This is a genomic window from Amphritea sp. 1_MG-2023, assembly GCF_030547545.1.
Taxonomy (GTDB): Bacteria; Pseudomonadota; Gammaproteobacteria; order Pseudomonadales; family Balneatricaceae; genus Amphritea.
This window is the reverse complement of record NZ_JAUOQE010000002.1, coordinates 37,287-62,512: the sequence shown is the minus strand read 5'-3', so window position 1 is coordinate 62,512 and position 25,226 is coordinate 37,287. Positions and strand designations below refer to the sequence as shown.

Genomic DNA, 25,226 nt, shown 5'->3' with positions numbered 1-25,226 from the left:
TCGATTGTGCGCCGGCTCCTCTTGCGAGAGACCGATAACAAGTGGGTAGCGCTGCATAACTCCGAAGCAATAACTCGAACAGTCATTGGGGCCTCGAGCCCGCATAGCAAGGCAGAGTCAGCTTATTATGATGAATACGGAAAGTCACATTGAAATCAACGTCGGTGTTGATGTCGGTAAGTCGAAGCTTGATATAGTCCTTCATCCATTAGATCTCCATTTCTCAATACCCAACGATGATGAACATATTCAAAAGATCGTTCAAGTTCTTAAAACTCATCAGGTTAAACGTATCGTAATCGAAGCTACCGGGCGTTACGAGCACGCTTTTGTCTTTGCCTGCGACAAAGCGGATCTTCCTGTTGTGGTGGTCAATCCCACTAATATCCGACGCTACGCTCAAGCCATCGGCGTACTGGCTAAAACCGATAAAATTGATGCCACAGTGATTGCGCAATTCGCAGCCACTATTCAACCTGATATCAAGCCTATACCCGACAGACAGTCCCGTATAATCAAGGATTTACTTATCCGGCGCGCCCAGCTCTTAGAGATGCAAACTATGGAGAAAAACCGTCTCCAGATCATGCCAAAGGAGCTGCATTCATCCATCAAAGCCTTACTTAAATCGCTACAAACTCAGATCGAAAAGCTCACTCTGAAACTCGATCAGCTTGTGGCTGAAGTCAAGCACTGGCGCATTAAAACCGAAATACTGACCAGTGTTCCCGGTGTCGGTAAAGTTCTGGCCTACACCCTGCTCAGCGAACTGCCAGAACTTGGAAAACTAAACCGAAAAGAGATTGCCGCCCTGGTCGGCGTCGCGCCAATGAACCGCGACAGCGGTTCGTACAACGGTAAACGTCGTATCCGAGGTGGCCGCCATCGCATACGCACAGTAATGTTTATGGCAATGCTCTCTTCGATACAGTGCAATCCTGTTTTTAAACGCCATTACGAGCACCTGAAGGCCGTAGGGAAGCTCCCTAAAGTGGCCCTGATCGCCTGCATGAGAAAGCTGATCGTCATCCTAAATACTATGCTGAAAAATGAGGAGCGCTGGAATGAAAAATCAGCCTGATATTATTGACAGAACACCACAGTCACTTGTTAGCCTTTAAAATCTGGATTTGGTTGCATTATAAACTGCCATAGTGGCAAGTCCTTCCCTTTATAACCTTCAGGGATCTTTACGGAAAATACACCAGGGTCCAGATTCGTATCTAATGCAATGACACTCTGTTCGTAAGTGGTTTGCTCTCCATACGATGCACTTACCATTGAGCTTAACTCACCAATCATGGAAAAGTTCTGTCCCTCAGGAGGGCAATCTGGCGAGTATATATATTTAGCACCTGAAAACTCACCATCATCAAATAAACCTTCAGCTTCACTCTCAACCCAAGTACCAAATCTCATGAGGTAGAAAGCAATCGACTTTTCCAAGTTATCCGTGACTTCCCGATCAGAGCTATATATCTTCACGCCACCGATAATAAAATTTGCTTCTCCATTCTCGTTGACCTTTGCCTCTTTTGTGGGGTCAGCAAGTAACTCTATTGATAGATCTGGTTCTGTACCGATTGTACGATCACCTAATAAAGCCATCTCGTTTTGTGCCGTAGCATTTATGAAATCTGTAACATATCGATTTTTCTGCTCGATTAGAGATTCTTTACGTAACAGGAACCATTTATTGTGTCGTGAAAAGTAAACTGCGAATAATAGAGGCGTATTGTGCAGCTCAGCGTAGTTCTCAACCTTTCTTAGATAGTCCTTTTTGAAAGGGTAAGGCGACTTGAAATTAGGGAAGTGACAGTTTTTCACCTCAATAAAATACTGACTTCCGTCGTTGAGTATTACCTTATAATCCGGAGCCTGAATATCCTGCTCTGTAGTAAATGCCTCTCCACTATCTTCTTGTTTTATTAGGCGGCAATTACCTAATGCCCCAGCGACATGAGCAAAAAGCGATTCAACTCTCTTTCCGTGTAAGAGGTTAGGGTTATCCTTAGACGCCTTTAGAGAGTTACCAATGCGTTCAATAAAGTCATCCGCATCTTCTTCAACGCTTAGTTTGTATCCATGCTCACGGCCCAAAGCAGTAAATAAATCTATTACTTCGAACTTCTCTGGATTTCGCTTAATTCGTTTCAAGATTTCTCCAATCTATGACGAGAGGTTAACAGCTTATTCCTGCGCGTGCCTGATATACTGGCGAGAACTCACTGGGCTTGTGCTTATAACCAACTGATTTCATTCTGAAACCTTCCATAGTTTGACTATTCCCTTCCAGAAAAGCGTGCGTGCACACTATTTCGATGACGAGTGGCCTATAAACGTGTAAATCAATAACCTATTGATTTTATAGATGATCAAATTATCACCAACCGAATAAACGGGCAAGCACGAAAACTCAGTGTGTCCTCTTTCCTTGAAAAACTCAAATCATACTGCAGAAAGACAGTACAAGGATGTACACCATGAGTTCCCTTTTTATCGATCGATTGCGTCACCCCATACGTGCTCATATTTAGATTCGCTGCGCTCCCAGCATGCTTGCGCTGTACGCTTGATCGCTATTCATGTCCCGGTGCCGCGCACTGTAGCAGAAGATAAGCGCATCAAGTCAGAAGACGCTGATAAAATTGCAGCTCCGCTTCGAGGCTGTGCACTTGGTTGCTGGCTTGGCGAAAGCCGTGCTGTTCATCTGGGTAAAGATGGTATTCCACCGCGATGCCACGCTGTTTTAAAGCATTCACCATCACGTCGGTTTGCTGTGGCACCACGACTTTATCTTGGCCACCTTGAAAGAAGATCATCGGGCAGTTGATTTGATCCGCATGCACAAGTGGGCTGCGTTGCCGATATAGCTCGGCCTGCTGTTGTGGATCACCGATCAGCCAATCTAAGTAATGGCTTTCAAATTTATGGGTATCGCGGGTGAGTGCCATCGGATCACTGACGCCGTAATAACTCGCCCCGCCTTTAAAGCGATCACTAAAGGCCAGTGCACATAGGGTGGTATACCCGCCGGCACTACCGCCGCGAATAAACACATGGGCGGGATCGATCAGGTTCTTTTCAGCCAGATAATCCACTGCGGCTTCGGCATCCTGCCAATCGGTTTGCCCCCAACTCCCCGCCAGCCGCAGGCGATAATCACGGCCATAACCGGTACTGCCACGATAATTAAGATCGACCACGGCAAAGCCCCGGCTGGTCCAAAACTGAATTTTCGGGTTATAGAGTGGATAGGTCGCCGCGGTTGGGCCACCATGACTGAACACAAGCAAGGGTGGCCGCACGGTCGAGTCTTCAGTCGATTCAGTGGCCGATAAGGGCAGATAGAGAAAGCCATAGGCGGTTTCCCCCGCCACCGGATAACCGATCGGTTGCGGTAAGGCGACCTTACTCTCGGGCCGCTGACCGCCGGCTATCAGGTTAAGCTGACTTTGCTCGCCCAGTTGCGCTGGCACTAACTCGACGATGGCCGCGGAACGATCTTTCGCCGATGCGATGCAGTAGATACGCCCTTGATAACAACAGATGTGACGAAACAGGCTAAACTGCTCGGCTAGCCGAACCTCACCCGAGGCGGTGTTGATAGCCAAGCGCCCCTCTCCCTGTTGCATATAGCAGGCCACTTGGCGCTGTTCATCCAGTTGATCCCAGGTGGACACACCCAGTTGCCAGGATGGCAAACCGAAGTCATTTGTTCGAGACCACAGAAGCTCGGCTCGAACGCCATCTGCCCCGCTCCCTGTTAACAGGTTGTTCGATGCTGATATTTCGGATGTATTGAGCGTAGGTGCTGCAGCCTCTACGGCGTGTTTTTGTGGTTTATTATTAACATCATCAAATAGATAACGGTATAAATTCCACCAGCCAGAAATATCACTGATCGCCACTAAACTGTTATCGCTTAAGAAACGCGGCTGTTGCAAAGACTCTTGCATCGTCTCACCGGCCAGCACTCGATGCTCGATTAAGCCACTGGCGGGGTTTATTTTATCGCTCTGCGTATCACTAGGCACTTGCTTAGGTGTACTGGCTGAAGCGATACGGGCCAGATTGAGCTGGGTGCTCACCCAAGGCATATGCGGATGATTCCAACTGATCCAAGCCAACTGCTGGCCATCGGGGCTTAGCACGGGCGCGGCATAGAAATCATCGCCGCTGACCAACACAGTGACCGCCCCAGTGTTAATATCCACCGCCACTATTCGATGTAGCGGTTGAGTAGGATCATCGCTGGCTTGTTCCTGCACCGCTAGCAATCGTTGACGAGGTTGATCAAAGATTAGGTCGCCATAACGGCAATCAAGAGTTTGGGTAAGCTGCAAAGGCATTTGACCGCCCTGCTGTAGCCAGATCTGCTGATCCGCGGCATTCACAAATGCCAACCGATTGCCCACGGGGCACCAACTTTTACCCCCATATTCATATACGCAACTGCGTACGCTGAATCCCGCCGGAGTTAAGCAATGGATATCGCCGTTCCAGCCACGCTGAATCAGTAAATTCCGCCCCTCATCTGGCCGATATTCAACCCAGAAAAGCCCCTCAGCCACCGCCTGTAATTGGCCGTATTCCAGTCCTGCAGCCACCGCATTGGCGGCGGATAGTGTCGAGTTTAAAAAACCATATTGGGGCATAACGGGCTCTCATCCACAGGGTTAACTAAGCCTTGCAGGCTAACATATCAACTCTTGGCAAACACCCGTGAGTTGCGCTCGTTACGGAAGATCGGTTCTTGATGCGTGGGTAACTCGGCTTCTTCACGTGCCTGCACAATGAGATCGTGATGGGGGGATTTACTGCACACCGGATCGGCATTATTGGCATCGCCGGTGAGCATAAAGGCCTGACAACGACAGCCGCCAAAGTCTTTCTCTTTCTCATCGCAGGAGACACAGGGCTCTTTCATCCACTCATAACCCCGGAAGTGGTTAAAGCCGTTCGAGCGGTTCCAGATCTGCTCGATGCTTTGCTCCTTCACATTGGGAAACTCGACCGGCAACATCCGCGCACTATGACAAGGCAAGGCAGTGCCATCCGGCGTGACGGTTAAAAACACCTGCCCCCAGCCATTCATGCAGCCTTTGGGTCGCTCTTCATAATAATCCGGTGTGACAAAGATGATTTTGATCGGGTTACCGGCGGCGGCTAAGCGATCACGGTATTCATTGGTGATGCGCTCGGCCCGCTCCAACTGCGCCCGCGTAGGCAGCAGGTTATTCCGGTTTTCATAAGCCCAGCCATAATACTGACAGGTGGCCAGCTCGACATAATCCGCTTCAAGTTCGACACACAGCTCGATAATACGATCGATCTGATCAATATTATGCCGATGGGTAACAAAGTTGAGCACCATCGGGTAACCCTGAGCTTTCACTTCTCGGGCCATCTTTAGTTTTTGCTGAAAGGCTTTTTTCGAACCCGCCAGCAGGTTGTTGACCTCGGGATCGGCCGCCTGAAAGCTGACCTGAATATGATCCAGCCCCGCTTCACAAAAATCGGCAATTTTATGTTCGTTTAAGCCTACCCCAGAGGTAATCAGGTTGGTGTAGTAACCCAACTGCCGTGCTTCACTGATCAATTCCGCTAAGTCTTGGCGCACCAACGGCTCACCGCCTGAAAAACCTAACTGTGCAGCGCCCAATTCACGGGCTTGGGTGAACACATCGACCCACTCGGCGGTGGTTAACTCATCGGTCTTGCTGGCGAAATTGGTTGGATTGGCGCAGTAAGGGCACTGCAGTGGGCATTTATAGGTAAGTTCGGCGAGCAACCACAGCGGCTGACCATGGGTCGGCACCGCATTTAGTGATGGCTGACCGTTACAGGCTGATCCAGCGTTGCTCACGGGCATCTCCTAAGAATTCCAGAATATCTTGCTCGATCCCGTCAGCATCGGGGAACTTCGCCTGCAGGCTCTGGATAATATCGGTTACAGTACGCTGCCCGTCCACTAGGGCTAGCACTTCACCCGCGGGGCCGTTGAGTTTAACCATCCCTTCAGGATAGAGCAGCACATAACTATCCTGTGCTTTCTCCCATTGAAAGCGAAACATTCGGCTTAATACCGGGGTCTGATCTGGGGTAATCTCAACGCCGCTCATGCGAATAGGCCTTTGTGATAGATCTTTTCTTCGGTGACCGTATGATACGGCGGTCGCTTCAGTTCATAGGCCATGGTCATCGCATCGAGCATGCTCCAGAGCACATCCAATTTGAACTGTAAGATATTTAGCATCCGTTCCTGCTGCTCACGGGTGGTGTAATGATCCAGCGTAATATCCAACCCGTGGGCCACATCGCGACGGGCTTCCGTTAGGCGGCCACGAAAATACTGATAGCCCTCCTCTTTAATCCAAGGATAGTGGGTCGGCCAAGTGTCTAACCGATTTTGATGAATCGTTGGGGCAAACAGTTCGGTGAGCGATGAACTCGCGGCTTCTTGCCACGTGGCCCGTCGGGCGAAATTAACATAGGCATCGACGGCAAAACGAACCCCCGGCAACACATGCTCTTGCGACAGAATCTCTTCGCGGCTCAAACCCACGGCTTCGCCTAAACGCAGCCAAGCTTCGATGCCACCCACCGCGCCATCATAACCATCGTGATCCAACACCCGCTGAACCCAGTGACGACGCACGTCACGGTCAGGGCAATTAGCCATAATCGCGGCATCTTTGAGGGGAATCGAGATCTGATAGTAAAAACGGTTCGCGACCCAACCTTGAATCTGTTCCTTGCTGCAATCACCGTTGTACATCGCCACATGGTAAGGGTGTTCGGTGTGATAAAACGCCCCTTTAGCCCGCAACGCCTGTTCAAATTCATCCCGACTGAGCGCCGGTAAGGCCTCTTTCAGTTGTGCGTTCATAGCTGACCTCTTAGAGTTCGATACTCATGCCGTCATAGGAGACTTCGATCCCACGGGCCAGCACTTCGGCCCGTTCCGGAGAGTCTTCATCTAAAATCGGATTGGTATTATTAATATGTATTAACACTTTGCGCGGTTTCTCTAGGGTATCAAGAAATGCCAGCATGCCCGCCTCACCGGTGGCTTCATTGGGCATCTGTGCTAAGTGCCCCATGGTGACGCCTAACTTATCGCCCACACCCGAGGTGATCATCTCATCGTCGCGCCATATCGTGCCATCCACCAATAAGCAGTCGGCGTCTTGCATGATCGGTTTCAGGTGCGGTTCAATTTGCCCTAGGCCGGGTGCATAAAACAGTGTTTTGCCGCTGCGGGTATCTTCGATCAAGATACCGATATTGTCCCCCGGATGCGGATCATTACGGTGTGGCGAATAAGGCGGCGCACTACTGAGCAGGGTCACGGCGGTTAGTTTAAATTCGGGTACTTGGGGAATCACAAAGCTATTCTCACCCGCTGCAACCGAAATCCGGTTGCGGGTAATGCCGCCATTCCAATGCTCTAACATCTTAAACACGGGGAAGCCGGTGGTGAGGTCTTGATACACCATATCGGTACACCAAACCTCATGGGGGCAACCTTCGCGCAACATCAATAAACCGGTGGTATGGTCGATCTGACTGTCCATATAGACAATCGCGGCGATACCGGTATCCCGAATCTGACGATTAGGTTGCATCGGCGCAAAATCAGCCAGTTGCTGGCGGATATCCGGAGAGGTATTAAACAGTATCCAATCTTCGCCATTCGCGCTTACGGCGATGGAAGACTGGGTACGCGCTTTGGCATTGAGTGTGCCAGCACGATAACCGGCACAATTACGGCAGTTGCAGTTCCACTGAGGAAAACCGCCACCGGCGGCTGAACCTAAAACCTGTATTTTCATTGTTATTATTATCTTGTCGTATTGTCGGAGTGTTCGTATCGAAACCAATAAAAAAGCCCCACCCGAAGGCGGGACTTGGTATGGTGCTTAGCGGTTTGCGAAGTACATGGTGACTTCAAAACCGATACGCAGATCTGTATAAGCTGGCTTAGTCCACATAGGTATTACCTCTTTTGTTATTAGTTTCTTCCAGTCTTGTGACTGTCTTTCATCATAGAAACCGAATGATTAATTCCATATGGTACTTTGGAACTAATCGACGGGGCTTTTTAGTCGTAATCTGGCCATCAATTGGCCTCTTGCGCCATCGTAGCAGGCTTCACGGGTGCCGAAAAAAGAGGTGGCTCCGCTGAGCCACCTCAAGCCTTGAGCCGTTACGCCAGAATTGGTAACCGCCCACGGAGGACTCAATCAACCGTGCTGATGCTTATTGCTTAGCCTTTTGGGCTGCTAACTCATCATTGGCTCGTTTGATGACATAGGCTTTAATCGCGTCGGCTTGCTCGACACTCAGCACACTACCAAAGGCGGCCATGCCGTTGCCTTTTTTCAAGCCGTTCACCACGATATCTTCCCAGTAATCAAAACTATGTTGGCTGGCATAACGTAGATCCGGCAGCACCCCGCCACTCACTGCACTATCACCATGACAGGAGCTACAGTAAATGTGATAAACCGCTTTGCCTTCAGCAACCGTCTCAGCCGTTGCGGTAGCTGACGGTGGATTCAACGCTTTAGCTGTAACCTTTAGTTCAGGCAACGTTGCCTTACCGCCAAGCTTAAACACCAGCAAACGGTTGGTATTAGTGGTCAGCGCTTCACTGACTAACGGCCCAACAACAAGAGGAACAGCACCACCCCATCCCGCCATAATAGCGATATACTGCTCACCATTAACGCTGTAACTGATCGGCGGCGCCACCATGCCAGTTTGCCCATGGTAAGACCATAACGGCTCACCACTGGCCGCATCATAGGCCACCAGACGACCCTGACCATTACCTTGGAACACTAAGCCACCAGCGGTACTCAACGTACCACCATTCCACGGCACCGGCATATCGACACCCCACGCCTCTTTCTGAGCGACGGGGTCCCAAGCGACTAATCGACCTTTAGTGGCCGCTTTAACCGCCTTACGTACTGCAGGATCTTCCGGCAGCGATGCTCCCAGTAAACTCACCCCCAGGTTGACGGTCATCGATTTAACTTGATACTGCTCATCGGCTATATAAGGGAATGCCATCTCCCGTGTTGGGAAATACACCAAGCCGGTGTTCGGGTTAAAGCTCATGGGTTGCCAGTTATGCCCACCAAAAGGCGAAGGCTGGGCCAGAAAGGGCTTTCCAGCGCTGCTGTAATGCGCTTCCGGTTTAATATTGGGTCGCCCTGTGGTGGGGTCGATGCCATCGGCCCAGTTAACCGCCACATAGTTTTCTCCGGAAATAAACTCGCCGGTCACCCGATCAAGCACATAGAAAAAACCATTCTTAGGCGCCTGCATCAACACTTTACGGGGATTCCCATCCACCTCTAGGTCGGCCAAAATCATATGCTGAGTCGCGGTGTAATCCCACTCTTCACCGGGCGTGGTTTGATAATGCCAAACATATTCACCGGTATCGGGGCGTACCGCGACAATGGACGATAAAAACAGGTTATCGCCTTCACCGTTACTGCGGATTTCTCGGTTCCAAGGCGAGCCATTACCGATACCCACATACAGAAGATCCAGCTCTGGATCATAGGCCATGGAATCCCAGGCGGTGCCACCACCGCCGAGTTTCCACCACTCACCGGCCCAGGTTTTTGAGGCCTCGATCAGAACGGGATTCGTTTCTTTAGCCGGATCATCCGGCACGGTATAAAAGCGCCATAGCATCTTGCCGCTATCGGCATCATAGGCTGAGAAATAACCGCGCACACCAAATTCAGCGCCGCCATTACCGATCATCACCTTCCCTTTGACGATACGCGGCGCGCCAGTGATGGAGTAATATTGATCATTATCGGTGGTCTGAGTCGACCAAAGCGGCTGTCCGGTTTCAGCATCCAGCGCAATCAGGCGTCCATCCAAGGTGCCTGTATACAACTTGCCTTGCCAAGCTGCCACGCCTCTATTCACCGCATCACAACATAGCTTTGGCCCAACCGCACCACGATCAATCTTCGGATCGAAGCGCCATTTAAGCTCACCCGTCACCGCATCAAACGCATATACCACATTCCAACTGCCGGTCACATACATCGTGCCATCGATCACCAACGGGGTCGCCTCCAGCCCGCGAGTAGAATCAAACCCATAAGACCAACTTAGCCCTAAATCCGCGACCGTCTGTTTATTAATCTGCTTGAGCGGGCTAAACCGCTGTTCAGTATAATCACGCCCATGGGCTAACCAATTGCCCGGCTCTTGATCAGCATTGATCAGGCGCTCAGTATCCACCGCTGCCGCCGCTTGAGCGAGGTTCGGTAGCGTCAAGGCTGCACCTAACAAAACCGACATAAATTGTTTATTAAATTGCATTATTTTCACCTTAGAACTTAAAACGGGATCGCAACCCGCAAGGTCACGCCATCGGTTTCAATTCCATTATCAACATGCAGGTCTTTACTATATTCACCCTGTAGCTGAAAGCGCTTACCAATCCATTGGGTATAACCCAACGTTAAGGTGCCGGTATCGACGTCGGAAGCCACTTGAGCGACACCATCAACCTCGATCTCACCCCCTATTTGCTTACTGTACCGCCCCCAAACATAACCACCTTGAGTCACATCTTGAGACAACATCGCACTCATGCGATACATATTGTCACGACTGAGCGTATCACCTGCGGCTAAGTCATTATTGTCCCCGTAGATCTCAACCTCACCGATCAAATCCATATATAGACCGTCATCGGTCAACCCTTTGGTATAGCCCGCTTGCAAAACAAAAGACCAACGGTTGGCGCCCACATTGACCGCCTTATCGCTCTCGTACTCACCGGTAGGGAGATACACAAAAGGGGTGATGCCAAACCACTCTTTATTCTCGTTATCAGCAATTGGCCAGAAGGTTGAACCAACAAAAATATCGCCAATTCCAGAACTCTGTTCTCCCTGAATACCCACATCCTGATCAACCACGGGGATAATAATTTGTGGATCAGCAGGCATGCCGAACAATTCGGTGTAATGTATAAAACGTTGAATAACAGCGTTGACCCGCAGATCTGCATCATTGGACACGGTGTCACCACCGACATTGAAATCATCACCGGACACACTTTGCAGATAAGTGACCGACAAATTAACGCCCTTAGGAGCGGGGATATAATCCCGAGGGTGAACCGTTTCAGCCACGGCAAAAGCTTGACTCGACAGCAGACTTCCGCACAGCAAAGCGGACACTGACAAGGCTTTATAGTTATTGTTTTTCACGTTAATTTCCTCTGGTACATTGTGACAACAGGGCGACGATACCAATGAAATATTGTGAAAACTTGATAACATTTATGCCAATATGTAACAGAACGTAACAAACCAGCAGGACAATTAATTAATATACTAACCAAACTCAAATCTTGTTTTATGCCCCGATAGTTTTTATGATGAGTTTATCAAGCATTACTATTTAATAATAAAAAGAGAAACGGTTGTACTATGCCTGATAGCAAAGCACGCCTGATTACGCCCGAGCAGCGACTCAGTACTATTCCCTTTGAAGCCAGTGAGACTAGCAACGGCCATAGCTTCACCAATATCCGGCTAGAAAACTATGCCCGACTGCCCTATGTTGATCTGAACCTGCCCGGTATGGATCACCATGTAATGATCTACAACTATAAACCACCGGCGGCAGCGGTCAGTTATCACTGTGCGGGGCAACACTATAACGGGGTGTGGAAACGCCAATCTTTTGCCTTTATTCCGGCGTTTCAAGATAACCAGTGGCTCATCCCTGAGCCCGACTCTAGCACTTTGCATATCCTGTTTCCCTATACAGCGGTCGCCAAAGTGATGCAGGAAAGCTTTAATCTCGACCCTAGCAACCTCGAACTCCAAGCCCTATTCGATGTCGATAGCCCGGTACTCCAAAGCCTATCGGAACTGATGTTCAGAGATATGCAAGATAACTTTGCCAGCGGTAATCTCTATATGGAGAGCTTGGCTAACGCAGCCATCATCCATTTATTGAAGAGCTATTCCAATAAAAGCATCCATCGACACGAAGAAGCGGGTAAGATTACTGCAAAAGGCTTACAGCAACTCATCAGTTATATTGATCAACACCTCGATCAAAAAATCACCCTAGACCAGATGGCCAACCAACTGAATATGAGCAGCTATCATTTCTGCCGGGCGTTCAAGCACAGTAGTGGTTACACTCCTCATCAGTTTGTCATGCTACGCCGCACTTATGCTGCTCGACAGCGATTGCTTAACAGTCAACGGACTCCCAGCCAAATTGCCCAAACCACTGGTTTTAGCGACCAAAGCCATATGAATAAACAGTTACAGCGAGAATTTAATATGAGCGCCAGCCAAATACGTGCTCGCTAGCCGCCCCATCGAGGGTTAAACAGCAACAGACTAGTGACTTGATTTTTTACCAAGGTTAAGCAATTTTTTACCAGACCTCATTGCCCATAAAGCTCTATTATTCGATTGATATAAATAGCCCGATAAATCTATTTAATAATAAAAGAATAATAATATGTGCATGAATATCACCGTTATCGATAAATACGCTACGAATAACCTTGCTGAATTCCAGCAACAAAATGGATTCGGTTTTAATATTAATACGCTGCCAGACTTACCGCCGAATAATACTGATAGTACCGATGTCTTTATTATCGATTGTTCGACTGCACGACAACCAGACTTTCACCTCACCCGAGAACTGCGCAGCAAACATCGCTGCGGCATTATTCTCATCGGTCAACAGAAAACCCCCGAAGATCTCATCGTTGCCCTAGAGATGGGAGCCGATGAATATCTCGCTCAACCGATTAATTATCGTGAGTTATCCGCACGGGTGCGTAATCTCGGTCGCTGGTCACGCCTTAGCCTCGACGCCGAAACACAGCAAACGCCTAAGATAAGCTATTTTGCCGGTTGGCAACTCGACCTTGTACGTCACGTGCTTAAGTCACCTGAAGGCCACCTAACTAAACTACCCAAAAATGAGTTTACCCTGTTAACAACCTTGCTAAACAACCGTAATCAGCTAATGCCACGGGAAGCACTATTGAACGAGCTTTATCACCGAGATTGGCACCCCTCAGACCGTACCATTGATATGCTGATAGGACGACTCCGAAAAAAGCTGAATGATTACAGCAAAGAGAATGCCCTGATCAACACGGTTTACGGGGTCGGCTATCTCTTTGCCGATAAAACAGATGATTGACCGGCTTAGCAAGCGACACTCCAGAATGTCACCTTGAGTGCATTCATGCGTTACAGATTAATCCGAGACTCGACCACGCAGCGCTTTCACCTGACCCCGCTTGGTCTTGCTATCAACCCTTTTCCGTTTTGCGGAACGGCTCGGTTTAGTCGCCTGTCGAGCCTTTTGCACCACCGTGACGGTTTTAATGAGTGCCTGTAAGCGTTGCAACGCATCTTCACGATTTTTCTCTTGCGTGCGAAACTGTTGCGCTTTGATCACCACCACACCCTCTTTGGTAATGCGAGAATCTTTAAGCTGAAGTAAGCGCTCTTTATAGAACTCAGGCAGCGATGACGCGGCAATATCAAAGCGCAAATGAATCGCTGATGAGACTTTGTTGACATTCTGACCGCCACTCCCTTGCGCACGAATAGCACTCAAGACAATTTCATCATCGGGAATCGAAACATTATTAGAGATAACCAGCACTATTGCGACCTATTGGAGAAAACAAGCTATTGTATCAGAGACGGTGGCCCGTCAGCAGCGCTGAGAATACCAAAGGTGACTGAAATTCGTCACGTCAATGACAGCATCATTGCTATCAAAACAGCAGCATCTTCCCCAATTCATTCACTGATCGCCTTCTCAATCGTGACGTTAGTGGCTAATTTTTCCTCAAGCATTCGCATTGAAAAGAGTCGGTAGTTATTACTACTATCTTCTTTGGCTCGATACAGTGCGAGATCGGCATATTCCATCAATTGCGCGGCATCTTCACTGTGCTCGGGCGCTAAGGCAATGCCTAAGCTGGTGGTCAGTTGTAATTCTGTGTCCGCTATCGTTAACGGCTTTGATACCGCCTGTATGATTCGTTGCGCCAAGCAAATCGCGGTCTGCTGCATGTCACCGGGTTGACTGCCGAGCAGAATAATAAATTCATCCCCTCCCACTCGACTCACCATATCAATTACGCGCACCGTATCATTCAAGCGACGAGCAATGGTAATGAGCACCTGATCGCCAACACCATGACCGAAGGTATCGTTAATATTCTTAAACAGATCGAGATCCATAAAGATTAAGCCTAACTGACGGTCGGGGTGTCGCTTGAGCACATCGAGCTCGTGACGCAAACGATGACTTAGCGAACGACGATTGGGTAGATCGGTTAATGAATCCGTCTGCGCCATATGCTCAAGTTGTTCCTCAAAGGCTTTACGCTGACTGATATCGGTGAAGGTGCCAATATAGTTTTCAACCTTTCCTTGAGCGTTTCGAAAAATAGTGATCGACAGCGCTTGTGGATAGAGCGTGCCGTTTTTCCGGCGGTTCCATATTTCACCATGCCACTCGCCTTGCGTATTCAAAGCCTGCCACATTGCCTGATAAAACGCAGGGGGATGCGAAGATGAACAAAGGATTTTAGGATTCATATCTTTGACATCATCGAAGACATAACCGGTAATCCGCGTGAAGGATTCGTTGATACGGATAATATGATTATCGGCATCGGTAATCATAATTCCTTCATGGGCGGCATCGACCACCCGCTTACTGATTTCCAAGGCCCGTGCATTTTCATTCAGCGCAATACTCTGCTGCTCTAAGTCGTTCTGAATATGGCTATATACCTCTTTAAAGCCTCTGACGTAATAGCGCATCAACACCGCCGCAATCGATACCAACACCATGATCAGCAGCGCCAATGTGATATTGCTGTCGCGATCATTTTGATCAATCTGTGCTCGCTGCTGCAGTAATAGCTCCAGCGAAGGATCATCATAACTACCCGCCAACACGGCCCAATTCCAGGCGGGGAATAAACTGGCATAAAGCAGTTGCTCTGGCGCTGGCTGACCATCTTCCTGATACCACGCGCTGAGCATGAACCCTCCCTGTTCCACCCGTTCCAACAGCTGAGCGATACGTCTCCTATCGGTCGGTTGTTGCAGCTCAGCCAGAGGTTTGCCAACAAACTGCTGCACACCCTGACCGGCAATCACCTTGCCATCAAGGTCAATAACGGATAAATAGCCATTTTTACCAAATTGAATACCCTGTAGATGCTCAATCACCTCTTGTTGCAGATCCTGCTTAATATGAGAGATATAATCTCCCCCTCCGACAAACCAGTTGTACGGTTTAAATTGAGCAATATAGGCAATTTTATTTTCCATCTGCTGACGTTCACCCGGTGGATACCAGCGATAACGCACATACCCTCGCCCCGTCTCAGACTGACTTATCTGACGAAACTGGCGCACGAAATAATATCCCTGATCATCCTTAATATCGATCATGGAAGTGCCTTCAAGGTCGGGTTGTTCTGGTACGAGCAGGCCTTTGCCGTGCTGATCACCGACGAAGATATAACCTCGGTGGTCAAAAAAGCGCATACCTCTTAGTAACTCAATTAACTGTCGTTTGAGCTCTACATCAGACATGGTGTGCCGGTTTTGCGCATAAAAACGGTTCATCAGCGTGATTGCCTGTGACACTTCGTTTTGCGATTCAGCCATAATCATGCGTTCAGCGCTATGGTAGCGAGCGTCGATGAAGTGTATTGCATCATTCACCTCATTTTGCAGGCGACGATTAATATGCAACTGAATGGAAGCCTGTAGCTTATCAAGATGAAGATGGTTGTATTGCTGACTGGCCATAAAAAAATAAGCGAATAGCCCCGCCAACAAAAACACCATTGAGACTGATATCAACCAGAAAACATTAAAACCTGATCTACCGGATACTTTTGTAAAATCCATTACTACCCCGCCTCGTGAACCCTACGAAAACGACTATGTAACGCTATTAGTGTCATTAAGCTTATCAGAGACTCGCGGTTTCGGCGAAAAAACTGTACTCAGAATGTAGGAAGCAAAAAAAAGCGGCCTAAGGCCGCGAAGAACACCGACATAATCCGGTAAAAGATGCACTACCGGATGCGGAGTGCATTCAGCCGTCGTGATGGCTGATTGCGGTGCTAATCTCCAAACGACAATTGGAGATCGAGAAGCGGGGTAGCACGCTACCCCTAGGGATTAATCTTGATTATCTTAAAATCAACGTGATTGAGTGGATTAGAAGAAGCCCAATGGATTAATGTCGTAACTCACCAACAGGTTTTTAGTCTGCTGATAATGATCCAACATCATCTTGTGCGTTTCACGCCCCACACCGGATTTCTTATAACCGCCAAACGCAGCATGTGCAGGATAAAGGTGATAACAGTTCGTCCATACTCGACCGGACTGAATACCGCGCCCCATTCGGAAAGACACGTTCATATCACGCGTCCAAACTCCAGCACCCAAACCGAACTCGGTATCATTGGCAATTTCTAACGCTTCAGCTTCATCTTTAAAGGTTGTCACCGCCACGACTGGGCCGAAGATCTCTTCTTGGAAGACGCGCATCTTGTTATGCCCCTTCATCAGGGTCGGCTGCACATAATAGCCCGAGTTAAACTCGCCTTCATGTTCGTGCACATCACCACCGATCAGGAACTCAGCGCCCTCTTCTTTACCGATCTCCATATAAGACAGGATCTTCTCAAACTGCTGCTGAGATGCCTGTGCACCCACCATGGTATCGGTGTCCAGCGGGTTACCACGCTTAATCTGCTTAGAACGCTCAATCACTTTAGCGATGAAAGCCTCATAGATACTCTCTTGCACCAACAAACGCGATGGGCAGGTACAGACTTCACCTTGGTTAAAGAAGGCTAATACCGCACCCTCAACCGCTTTGTTAACAAATTCATCTTCCTGATCCATAACATCGGCAAAGAACACGTTAGGTGATTTACCACCGAGTTCAACCGTTGAAGGAATAATGTTTTCCGCGGCACATTTCAGAATGTGAGAACCCACCGGCGTTGAACCGGTAAAAGCGATTTTAGCAATACGCGTACTCGTCGCCAGTGCTTCACCGGCTTCTTTACCGAAACCATTGACGATATTCAGTACGCCAGGGGGTAGCAGATCACCGATCACTTCTACCAGCTTAAGAATCGAAACCGGTGTTTGTTCAGCCGGCTTCATCACCACACAGTTACCGGTCACCAGCGCCGGTGCCAATTTCCACGCCGCCATCAGTAGTGGGAAGTTCCACGGGATGATTTGACCAACCACACCCAGTGGCTCATGGAATTGATAAGAAACCGTTTTCTCATCGATCTCACCGATCGAGCCTTCTTGTGCCCGAATACAACCCGCATAGTAACGGAAGTGATCAACACACAGCGGCACATCGGCAGCCAATGTTTCACGCACAGCTTTACCGTTATCCCAGGTTTCGGCAACCGCCAGTAATTCTAAGTTTTGCTCAATACGGTCTGCGATTCGTAACAGAATATTAGAGCGTTCAGCAACCGATGTTTTACCCCAAGCAGCCTCAGCAGCATGAGCGGCATCCAGTGCAAGATTGATATCGTCAGCATCGGAGCGTGGAATTTGACAAAATGGCTTACCGTTAACAGGTGATACGTTATCGAAGTATTGCCCATTGACTGGCGCAACCCACTCACCACCGATATAGTTTTCATAACGTTCTTTAAAGGAAACAACAGAACCCTCGGTTCCTGGCTGTGCGTAAATCATTGTCCATGCCTCTCTTTTTGTTATACACCGCACTTTCTTTGCGGGCCGTTTGACTACCCATACATAGTAGCTAAGCGCGCGCTTTTTTACCTATGCCTCCTTGGCACTGATAAATTAGTTATTTAGTAGTAGTTTTAAAGCCGCTAGCACAAAGTGTCGGCACCGCTTTCTTTAGCACTTTGAGCGTGTATACTTAGCGACCTTAAAATAAGCCTACAATAGCTATGGCTTTAAACTCACTGTGCTCTACTCGCCGCGCATGTATCATACTGAGTGTTACCGGCAAACAATCAATGGATAAGAGGTTTTGGTATGGGTGATCGTCATCGTGCAAGAGAAATAGAGGTTCCGGAAAGCAGTCGTTTAATTTCCACCACATCTCTTTCTGGCAGCATCACCTATGCCAACCAAAATTTTATCGATATCGCGGGTTATAGTCGCGAAGAGTTGCTTGGACAACCGCATAATATTGTGCGCCACCCCGATATGCCTGCCGCGGCCTTTGAGGATCTGTGGCGCAGTGCTAAAGCCGATAAGCCCTGGCTAGGCGCAGTGAAAAACCGCTGTAAAAATGGTGATTTTTACTGGGTTATGGCGTATATCACGCCACAATATGATCACAACGGTATAAAAATTGGCTATCAATCGGTTCGCATTCGCTTACCCAACGACATCAAACAGCAAGCCGAGCAGTTGTATCAGCATATTAAGACCAACCCTAAGCGACTATCACTGTCTCGTACATCGCTAGCTCAACGGTTACTGGGCAGTGTTTTTACCGGTTTACTGTCGATCACACTCATTCATATAGCGCCGCTCGATAACCTGATGAAATTACTCTGCTCGGGCGTCTTAACAGTTTCGTTCACCGCGTTATGCTATCGTCAGCTTAAGCCCTTACAAGCCATGCTCAAGCACTCATTAGCGATCTATGATAATCCCCTGTCGCAAAAGGTTATTAGCGCCAGAATGGATGAAGTAGGCGCCGCCAACATCGCCACGCGACTGTTAGAAGCTAAAATTGGTACGATTTCTGGGCGCGTAGAAGATGCGATTGCCACGCTCACAGAGGTTATGAATGCCACGCATCAAAGCCTGAATCAAACCACCAGCGGTATCGATAAACAAAACCTTGAAAGTGATATGCTCGCCTCCGCTAGTACGCAGATGGCATCTTCTTCACAAAATGTCGCCGAAAATACCTCTCGCACCTCCAATGTAACCCATCAGGCGGCGCTCGATGCGCAACATGGTAGAACCATCATCAACGATATGTTGCAAACAATTGTGGTGCTGGCAGAAGAGATTCAACAGGCATCAAACCTATCTGAACAGTTACATACGCAAACCGAAGAGATCGGCCATATCACCACGCTGATTAACGATATTACCAATCAAACCAATCTCCTGGCGCTGAATGCAGCGATTGAAGCCGCAAGGGCCGGCGACAATGGCCGTGGTTTTGCCGTGGTTGCCAATGAAGTACGTGAATTAGCCATTCGCACACAGAAGGCCACTGAGCAGATCAAGACCAGTATCGAAGCGGTGCAAGATAAGGTCATCAATACCACCGCCACCATGAGTAAAACCCATGAGCAGGTCAAAGACAGTATCGTTAAGGCGGAAACCGCCGGCAACGCCTTCGATCAACTGACACAGTCATTGAATCAGATCTCCGATCAGAGTCAGCAGATTGCGCTAGCCGCCGACGAGCAAAACGATACCGCCGAGAGTCTTAGCCGTAACATTATGTCGATCCGTGATATTTCCGATAACAATAAAGATTCCATCACCAATACCAACCAAGCCATCAATAATCTGGCACGTCTGGTGACCGATCTTTCCCAAATCGTGAATCATAAAATCAAACCGCGTTAACCGCGATCTTGCTCAGGCGCTGAGATTGCCCGTCAGTAATAAGGCAGCCAGCGTCCACATCATGATGCACACCAAACCATCGAGAATCCGCCAGCTTATCGGCTGGCGAAACAACGGGGCTAACCATCGAGCCCCTAAACTGAGCATGAAAAACCAAATAAAAGAAAACAGCGCAGCGCCCGCACCAAACCAATACCGATCCTGTTCCGCATAACGGCCACCAATACTGCCTAACAGTACCACCGTATCCAGATAGACGTGCGGGTTCAAGAGGCTTAAGGCCAGTGTCGCCAGCAGAGCCGCACGCAGGCTGCCAAACTGATTGGCGGCGACATCAAGGGTCGTGCCACGCATCGCCGAGCGCAAAGCATGTGCGCCATACCCCACTAAAAACGCGCCTCCTGCCCAGGTGATCAACTGTAAGATCAAGGTCGACTGACTGATCAACACCCCCATACCCGAGATCCCCGCGATGATCAGTAGCGTATCCAACAGACTGCATAAACCGGCTATCGGCCAATGATATTCCCGACGCACTCCCTGACTGAGGACGAATGCATTTTGCGCACCGATAGCAATAATTAGCCCAGCGCTGGTTGCCAAACCGGTGAAAAACGCAGCAGGAATTGAGAGTAACATAATGATTAACCGTCCGATTTAAGGGAATACACAATGATCGGCATAGCGTAAGCATTCGACATAGGTTAGTAAAACTAATAATATTTATATTTCATTAAAAATTTTAATATGGCTTAAGCAAACCATTCCTTAACACATTGATTAACCCATCTCACGAGGCCCTATGTTTGAATATCGTCAGCTTCAGGCTTTAGCCACGGTCATTGAAGAGCAGAGTTTCGAACGCGCGGCGAAACGGTTATTTCTGACTCAATCGGCCATTTCACAACGAGTTAAACAGCTTGAGGAAGCCGCCGGTCAGCTATTGTTGATTCGTAGTCAACCGTTACGCTTAACGGATGCCGGACAACATCTGCAACGTCACTATCATCAGATCAGTCTGTTACAAAGCGAACTATTAAATAAACTCAAAGATGTTAAGCAGCAGGGTTTTACTCGGCTAACCATCGGCCTTAACGCAGATTCGCTCGCCACTTGGTTTATGGATGCGATGCAACCCTTGATGGAACAGAGCCCGATTCTACTGGATCTAAGAATTGACGATCAGGAGCAAACCCATCTGCTGTTACGTCAAGGAGATGTGCAGGGCTGTATTAGTGCCAGTAGCAAGCCGTTACAAGGTAGCAGCGCGGTGTTTCTCGGTATCAGTCGCTATCTAGCGTTGGCCAGCCCTGCGTTTATTCAACGCTACTTTCCAAACGGTGTCTGCAGCGATGCATTAACTCAGGCACCTGCGGTCGAATACAACGAAAAAGATGATTTACAAAACAGTTTTATCAGTCGGTTTTATCCAGACGTTCAGCATTATCAGCGTCACCGTGTGCCCTCTTCCGAGGCGTTTACAGAGTTAATTAAACGTGGCTTTGCTTGGGGCATGGCACCCGATCTACAGATGCAAGCACTGCTGAATAGTGGCGCGGTTACCGAGATTGTTGCGGGGCAGAGTATCGCGGTTCCTCTGTATTGGCATAGCTGGAATTTAGCCACCGATACGGGCCATCAACTCAGCGAACAATTAATTCGATACTGCCAATGCCATCTCGAACAAGCGCCGATATCTCGCGACTAATTCACGCCATTACTGCGCGCTACTAATACAGTTTCGGCCATGAGATTTAGCGTAGTAGAGCTGTTCATCTGCCTCAGACAGTACCGCTGTCGCTTTTCGATGCTGACGCCGATATTCAGCAACCCCGATAGAACAGGTTAAAGTCACTTTTTGACCATCATCGAGAATAGTCTCACTCGATGCAACCGCTAACCTTAATCGCTCAGCAAAAATGGTGGCATCCTCAAGGCTGGTATACGGCAGCAGAATAGCGAACTCTTCGCCGCCGATACGACCACAGACATCACTTTCGCGTAATACCTCAGTGATGGTGTCAGCAACCGTTTTAAGCACTTGATCGCCCGCATCATGGCCATATTGATCATTGACCTTTTTAAAGTAATCCAGGTCGAGCATGCACAAACTAAAGGATCGACCATAACGCTTAGCGCGCTGAAATTCAGCCTCAAGCAGCTCTATCAACTTACGTCTATTCTGTAATCCGGTCAGCGCATCGGTATTGGCCATTTTCATCAACGCAGCCTCAGCCTGAAACTCTTCGATCAAGATGCTGACAAAAGCCGCAATGCTTTCCGTCAACTCGAGATCAGCGCGCGTCGGCTTAGACACCGTTTGATGATAGATAGCAAAGGTACCGAGCAGACGCCCCTTCTTACCAAAAATAGGTTCTGACCAACAACTGCGCAGCTTAAACTTCTTTACCACTGCGGAGAAATCAGCCCAATAAGGATGTGTTGTAATATCCTCGATCAGCACCCGTTCTCGTCGGAACGCCGCCGTACCACACGAGCCGATCCCCTCACCCACCGGTACACCATCGATCGCCATAATATACTCTTTAGGCAGTGAGGGTGCGGCACAGCTTTTGAGGTGTTCACCACGACTATCTAACAATAAAATAGAACAACTTATCCCTGAGTGCTGTTGCTCGATACCGCTAAGCAGCTCATCCAAGATACAATTCAGTGGCTCTCCCTTTAGGGTGGCTTCCATCGCTTGGCTGCGAAGTTTGTCTAGCTGTTCGGCCTGACGCTGTTGCGTCATATCAACACCGGCACAGAGCACTCCCACCAAGTGACCGCTTTCATCGTAACGCAACCGATTACGCCAAGAGATCAACCTTAACTGCCCATCGCATCGGCGTATTTCACTTTCATTTTTATACAGATCGTCATCCGTAGGCTGGCGCGTAAACAGCTCATTAAAGCGTTTATGTTCATACTGATAATCCACCAATATTTCACTGCTGAACCAGTTCTTACCCAGCAAGCTCGTCAGCGGAGCGCCCACCACCTCACAGCCTTTACGATTAATCATCTGAATTGTGCCTTCGGCATCGAGCATCAGCAAAATTGTTTCGACCGTGTCGAGATAACTTTGCGCTCTATCTCGTTCCAACAAAACCTGTCGATGTGTTCTCGATAGCCAAAAAAGGGTGACCATCATAAGGCAGGTTAAAAAGAGTCCTAGGATAAGTACCCAGATAGCTGAAGCTGGGTTACTCTCGGGCTGAAGATCGTCATTCCAAACATCTAAGAGCCAATGACGGCCGAGTATTTCAAGTTCGGTGCTATAAGAAATCGTGGGGGTCGTCGTACTCAAGACAGCCGTTGTAGCGATCTCCACTAAGCCTGCGTCAGTGATATCATGCAGCCTCATCTTTATCCCTGATGCTGACGATGCTATAGCGTCTAACAGTCTCTGCGGTTGGATTAACGCCAGTACAAAGCCTCTCAGTTGCTTACCTTCAATAGGGTCTGTCTCATAGACAGGACGGTAATAGCTGAGTGTCTGTAAGTCTGAGGCAGACTTAAACAGATAAAAGGGTGCGGTTCCCAAGTATGGCTCATCACCACGGATTAAGGCATCAATGACGGTTGCATTCAGGTCTCTTGAATGGGTATCGAAGCCGATCGACATATGGCTTCTTTCTAACGGTTCAGAGTATAGGACAGGGTAATAAACCGCTTGCTTGGGAGCGCTAAGAGCGGAATTATTTGAGCGATTGAGCGCCGTGATCCCCTCGGGAAAGCCCTCCTGAGCTAAATGCTGCTCAAATGCACTCCGCTGACTGTCGTCGAGACGAGGCACCCAATGAATAGCCCAAAGCTCTGGATGTCGCTGTATGATCGGGCGCGTAAAGGCGGCAAATGAAGTGCGATTGAGGTTTTGACTTTGAGAAACAAAAAGACCGACCGTTTCTAACAGTTCAACGGTGCTATTAACACTGTTTTCTACCTTATCCCGTTGCTGAACGCCACTAAGAACGATCTGCCCATGTAATTTATCATTCTCGATAGCGGCGTTGTACTGATAGGCGATGATACTCAGCAAGGCACACAGAATACCGGTAATTATTGCTAACAATAGGCTTCTGTTGAGAAAAAAATGATTAGTCCTTGCTAACATCGTCTAGACCCACATGAACGACAGCAGACAGTCTTTTCACGCCATATGTTGATTGGATCGCGCATTATAGCAAAATCTACGCTCCATGTTTCGATATCAGTCACTGTATTTAACAATAACGTACCCTGCTCCGTTATTCAAAAACAGATGATGGTCGCCTCGTCGCCACACCTGCTTGGCCAAGAAAGATAGCGCAGCGACTCACCGCTGCGCAACGAATATCCTTACACCACTCATACCGATGTCATCACTCAGACTGAAGATGAATCTCGCGTATAATAAACGTAGCGGCAAACAGCGTGTTTTATTAACCTCATACTATTTAATTTTTCTATTCCCTTGACCCCGTGGCTGAATAAACCGATAGTCTGCATCCATTCCATCACCTGATCAGGACGCTGTTTTGCTAAGTTATCGTCACTCGTTTCATGCAGGCAACTTTGCCGACCTTCTCAAGCATATCGTGCTAACAGAAATTTTAGAACACCTGATCAAAAAAGATAAACCGTTCGACTATATCGATACTCATGCAGGTGCGGGATTATACGATCTGCAATCAGAACACGCTGAGAAGCTGGGGGAATATAGCAACGGGATCGCTAAACTCAAGCCTCAAGACTGGCCTAGCCTCGCGCGTTATTTTGCCGCTATCGATGCCTGCAATCCCAATGATCAGTTGCGTTTCTATCCGGGCTCGCCGCTCATTGCCAACTATTTTATGCGCCCGCAAGACAAAGCAACGCTGTATGAACTACATCCAACCGATTTTAATTTGCTGAGTAAAAACACCCGTACTAATCGGCGCATCAAGGTATTAAATCAGGATAGTTTAACCGGCCTGTTATCGCTGTTACCGCCGACATCTCGTCGAGCACTGATACTCATGGATCCATCCTATGAGATGAAAAGCGATTATGATCAAGTATTCAAAATCATTAAAAATGCTCACAAAAAATTTGCTACCGGCACCTATGCACTCTGGTATCCCGTTGTCGAACGTCACCGTATCCGTAAATTAGAAAAGCTATTTATTAACAGCGGTATCCGTAATATTCAGCGTTTTGAGCTCGGCCTCGAAGCCGATTCAGCGGAGCACGGCATGACATCATCCGGCATGATTGTCATCAATCCACCTTGGACACTCTTCCAACAGATGCAAACTCTGCTGCCAAAACTGGCAAGCACGCTCGATGCAGGCAAAGGCGCCTTCTCTCGTTGCGATCTACTCGTGCCTGAGTAGCCGGATATATAAATACCAGCGCTTAATCAAGAACTTACTCAAGAACTTAATCAAGCATTTAATCAGCGACTCCTGACACGCGGATTAACCTGTTCGCCTCACGTTTAAGCAAGGTTTTTAATGCCATCTAAAACTAAAAAGCCGATGCATCAGCATCGGCTTTTTA

The 25,226-nt window shown here is 48.5% G+C and carries 20 protein-coding genes; 6 read left to right on the top strand and 14 right to left on the bottom strand.

Annotation, left to right across the window (positions count from 1 at the left end; all coding sequences use genetic code 11):
• Nucleotides 1–130: 130 nt before the first annotated feature.
• Nucleotides 131–1,081 carry an IS110 family transposase gene (locus Q4488_RS01625; protein WP_303578937.1) on the top strand — a complete coding sequence of 317 codons (951 nt, stop codon included), beginning with the start codon at nt 131–133 and terminating at the stop codon, nt 1,079–1,081.
• Between the two features lie 29 nt (nt 1,082–1,110).
• Here the strand turns inward: Q4488_RS01625 and Q4488_RS01620 are convergent, their stop codons facing one another.
• From Q4488_RS01620 to Q4488_RS01580, 9 genes are all read right to left on the bottom strand, one after another.
• Nucleotides 1,111–2,157 carry a hypothetical protein gene (locus Q4488_RS01620; protein WP_303578703.1) on the bottom strand — a complete coding sequence of 349 codons (1,047 nt, stop codon included), beginning with the start codon at nt 2,155–2,157 and terminating at the stop codon, nt 1,111–1,113.
• Nucleotides 2,158–2,624: 467 nt separating this feature from the next.
• Complete coding sequence (locus Q4488_RS01615; protein ID WP_303578702.1) at nt 2,625–4,658, bottom strand: S9 family peptidase; 2,034 nt, start codon at nt 4,656–4,658, stop codon at nt 2,625–2,627.
• A 47-nt stretch (nt 4,659–4,705) separates the two neighbouring features.
• The gene (gene pqqE, locus Q4488_RS01610; protein ID WP_303578701.1) at nt 4,706–5,869 is read right to left on the bottom strand and encodes a pyrroloquinoline quinone biosynthesis protein PqqE; all 1,164 of its coding nucleotides are present in this window, start codon (nt 5,867–5,869) and stop codon (nt 4,706–4,708) included.
• Nucleotides 5,844–6,125: a pyrroloquinoline quinone biosynthesis peptide chaperone PqqD gene (pqqD, locus tag Q4488_RS01605; protein WP_303578700.1), complete on the bottom strand. Its 282-nt coding sequence runs from the start codon at nt 6,123–6,125 to the stop codon at nt 5,844–5,846. The genes pqqE and pqqD overlap by 26 nt, the downstream gene beginning before the upstream one ends.
• Nucleotides 6,122–6,892: a pyrroloquinoline-quinone synthase PqqC gene (pqqC, locus tag Q4488_RS01600; protein ID WP_368411564.1), complete on the bottom strand. Its 771-nt coding sequence runs from the start codon at nt 6,890–6,892 to the stop codon at nt 6,122–6,124. Before pqqC ends, pqqD begins: the two co-directional genes overlap by 4 nt.
• A 10-nt stretch (nt 6,893–6,902) precedes the next feature.
• Complete coding sequence (pqqB, locus tag Q4488_RS01595) at nt 6,903–7,838, bottom strand: pyrroloquinoline quinone biosynthesis protein PqqB (protein ID WP_303578699.1); 936 nt, start codon at nt 7,836–7,838, stop codon at nt 6,903–6,905.
• An 87-nt stretch (nt 7,839–7,925) separates the two neighbouring features.
• The gene (gene pqqA / locus Q4488_RS01590; protein ID WP_003243383.1) at nt 7,926–7,997 is read right to left on the bottom strand and encodes a pyrroloquinoline quinone precursor peptide PqqA; all 72 of its coding nucleotides are present in this window, start codon (nt 7,995–7,997) and stop codon (nt 7,926–7,928) included.
• Nucleotides 7,998–8,265: 268 nt separating this feature from the next.
• Nucleotides 8,266–10,365, bottom strand: coding sequence for a PQQ-dependent dehydrogenase, methanol/ethanol family (locus tag Q4488_RS01585; RefSeq protein WP_303578698.1), 2,100 nt, complete (start codon nt 10,363–10,365; stop codon nt 8,266–8,268).
• A 17-nt stretch (nt 10,366–10,382) separates the two neighbouring features.
• On the bottom strand, nt 10,383–11,264 hold the full coding sequence (locus tag Q4488_RS01580; RefSeq protein ID WP_303578697.1) for a transporter: 882 nt from the start codon (nt 11,262–11,264) through the stop codon (nt 10,383–10,385).
• A 222-nt stretch (nt 11,265–11,486) separates the two neighbouring features.
• Between Q4488_RS01580 and Q4488_RS01575 the strand changes: the two genes are divergently transcribed.
• Both Q4488_RS01575 and Q4488_RS01570 read left to right on the top strand, forming a co-directional pair.
• Nucleotides 11,487–12,386 (top strand): AraC family transcriptional regulator, encoded by a 900-nt coding sequence (locus tag Q4488_RS01575; RefSeq protein WP_303578696.1) that lies wholly within the window; start codon nt 11,487–11,489, stop codon nt 12,384–12,386.
• 154 nt (nt 12,387–12,540) lie between these two features.
• Nucleotides 12,541–13,239, top strand: coding sequence for a response regulator transcription factor (locus Q4488_RS01570; RefSeq protein WP_303578695.1), 699 nt, complete (start codon nt 12,541–12,543; stop codon nt 13,237–13,239).
• A gap of 57 nt (nt 13,240–13,296) precedes the next feature.
• On the opposite strand, the gene arfB is transcribed toward Q4488_RS01570, so the two are convergent.
• The 3 genes from arfB to Q4488_RS01555 form a co-directional block, all read right to left on the bottom strand.
• The gene (gene arfB / locus Q4488_RS01565; RefSeq protein WP_303578694.1) at nt 13,297–13,710 is read right to left on the bottom strand and encodes an alternative ribosome rescue aminoacyl-tRNA hydrolase ArfB; all 414 of its coding nucleotides are present in this window, start codon (nt 13,708–13,710) and stop codon (nt 13,297–13,299) included.
• Between the two features lie 140 nt (nt 13,711–13,850).
• Nucleotides 13,851–15,989 carry a cache domain-containing protein gene (locus tag Q4488_RS01560; protein ID WP_303578693.1) on the bottom strand — a complete coding sequence of 713 codons (2,139 nt, stop codon included), beginning with the start codon at nt 15,987–15,989 and terminating at the stop codon, nt 13,851–13,853.
• 315 nt (nt 15,990–16,304) lie between these two features.
• Nucleotides 16,305–17,825 carry an aldehyde dehydrogenase family protein gene (locus Q4488_RS01555; protein ID WP_303578692.1) on the bottom strand — a complete coding sequence of 507 codons (1,521 nt, stop codon included), beginning with the start codon at nt 17,823–17,825 and terminating at the stop codon, nt 16,305–16,307.
• A 312-nt stretch (nt 17,826–18,137) separates the two neighbouring features.
• On the opposite strand from Q4488_RS01555, the gene Q4488_RS01550 reads away from it, so the two are divergent.
• Nucleotides 18,138–19,703, top strand: coding sequence for a PAS domain-containing methyl-accepting chemotaxis protein (locus tag Q4488_RS01550; protein WP_303578691.1), 1,566 nt, complete (start codon nt 18,138–18,140; stop codon nt 19,701–19,703).
• A gap of 12 nt (nt 19,704–19,715) precedes the next feature.
• Here the strand turns inward: Q4488_RS01550 and Q4488_RS01545 are convergent, their stop codons facing one another.
• The gene (locus tag Q4488_RS01545; RefSeq protein WP_303578690.1) at nt 19,716–20,342 is read right to left on the bottom strand and encodes a LysE/ArgO family amino acid transporter; all 627 of its coding nucleotides are present in this window, start codon (nt 20,340–20,342) and stop codon (nt 19,716–19,718) included.
• Between the two features lie 163 nt (nt 20,343–20,505).
• Here Q4488_RS01545 and Q4488_RS01540 point away from each other — a divergent pair, with 163 nt between their 5' ends.
• Nucleotides 20,506–21,411: a LysR family transcriptional regulator ArgP gene (locus Q4488_RS01540; protein WP_303578689.1), complete on the top strand. Its 906-nt coding sequence runs from the start codon at nt 20,506–20,508 to the stop codon at nt 21,409–21,411.
• A gap of 9 nt (nt 21,412–21,420) precedes the next feature.
• Here Q4488_RS01540 and Q4488_RS01535 read toward each other — a convergent pair whose 3' ends face one another.
• Nucleotides 21,421–23,778: a diguanylate cyclase gene (locus Q4488_RS01535; protein ID WP_303578688.1), complete on the bottom strand. Its 2,358-nt coding sequence runs from the start codon at nt 23,776–23,778 to the stop codon at nt 21,421–21,423.
• A 445-nt stretch (nt 23,779–24,223) separates the two neighbouring features.
• On the opposite strand from Q4488_RS01535, the gene Q4488_RS01530 reads away from it, so the two are divergent.
• Entirely contained in the window at nt 24,224–25,060 is an 837-nt protein-coding gene (locus tag Q4488_RS01530) for a 23S rRNA (adenine(2030)-N(6))-methyltransferase RlmJ (RefSeq protein WP_303578687.1), read from the top strand.
• Nucleotides 25,061–25,226: the final 166 nt, after the last annotated feature.

Coding starts and splice junctions, on each gene's coding strand:
- Q4488_RS01555 (WP_303578692.1), bottom strand. CDS start 17,825: ATGATTTACGCACAGCCAGGAACCGAGGGTTCTGTTGTTTCCTTTAAA.
- pqqD (WP_303578700.1), bottom strand. CDS start 6,125: ATGAGCGGCGTTGAGATTACCCCAGATCAGACCCCGGTATTAAGCCGA.
- Q4488_RS01625 (WP_303578937.1), top strand. CDS start 131: ATGAATACGGAAAGTCACATTGAAATCAACGTCGGTGTTGATGTCGGT.
- Q4488_RS01560 (WP_303578693.1), bottom strand. CDS start 15,989: ATGGATTTTACAAAAGTATCCGGTAGATCAGGTTTTAATGTTTTCTGG.
- Q4488_RS01615 (WP_303578702.1), bottom strand. CDS start 4,658: ATGCCCCAATATGGTTTTTTAAACTCGACACTATCCGCCGCCAATGCG.
- Q4488_RS01545 (WP_303578690.1), bottom strand. CDS start 20,342: ATGTTACTCTCAATTCCTGCTGCGTTTTTCACCGGTTTGGCAACCAGC.
- Q4488_RS01550 (WP_303578691.1), top strand. CDS start 18,138: ATGGGTGATCGTCATCGTGCAAGAGAAATAGAGGTTCCGGAAAGCAGT.
- Q4488_RS01570 (WP_303578695.1), top strand. CDS start 12,541: ATGTGCATGAATATCACCGTTATCGATAAATACGCTACGAATAACCTT.
- pqqB (WP_303578699.1), bottom strand. CDS start 7,838: ATGAAAATACAGGTTTTAGGTTCAGCCGCCGGTGGCGGTTTTCCTCAG.
- Q4488_RS01540 (WP_303578689.1), top strand. CDS start 20,506: ATGTTTGAATATCGTCAGCTTCAGGCTTTAGCCACGGTCATTGAAGAG.
- Q4488_RS01585 (WP_303578698.1), bottom strand. CDS start 10,365: ATGCAATTTAATAAACAATTTATGTCGGTTTTGTTAGGTGCAGCCTTG.
- pqqC (WP_368411564.1), bottom strand. CDS start 6,892: ATGAACGCACAACTGAAAGAGGCCTTACCGGCGCTCAGTCGGGATGAA.
- Q4488_RS01575 (WP_303578696.1), top strand. CDS start 11,487: ATGCCTGATAGCAAAGCACGCCTGATTACGCCCGAGCAGCGACTCAGT.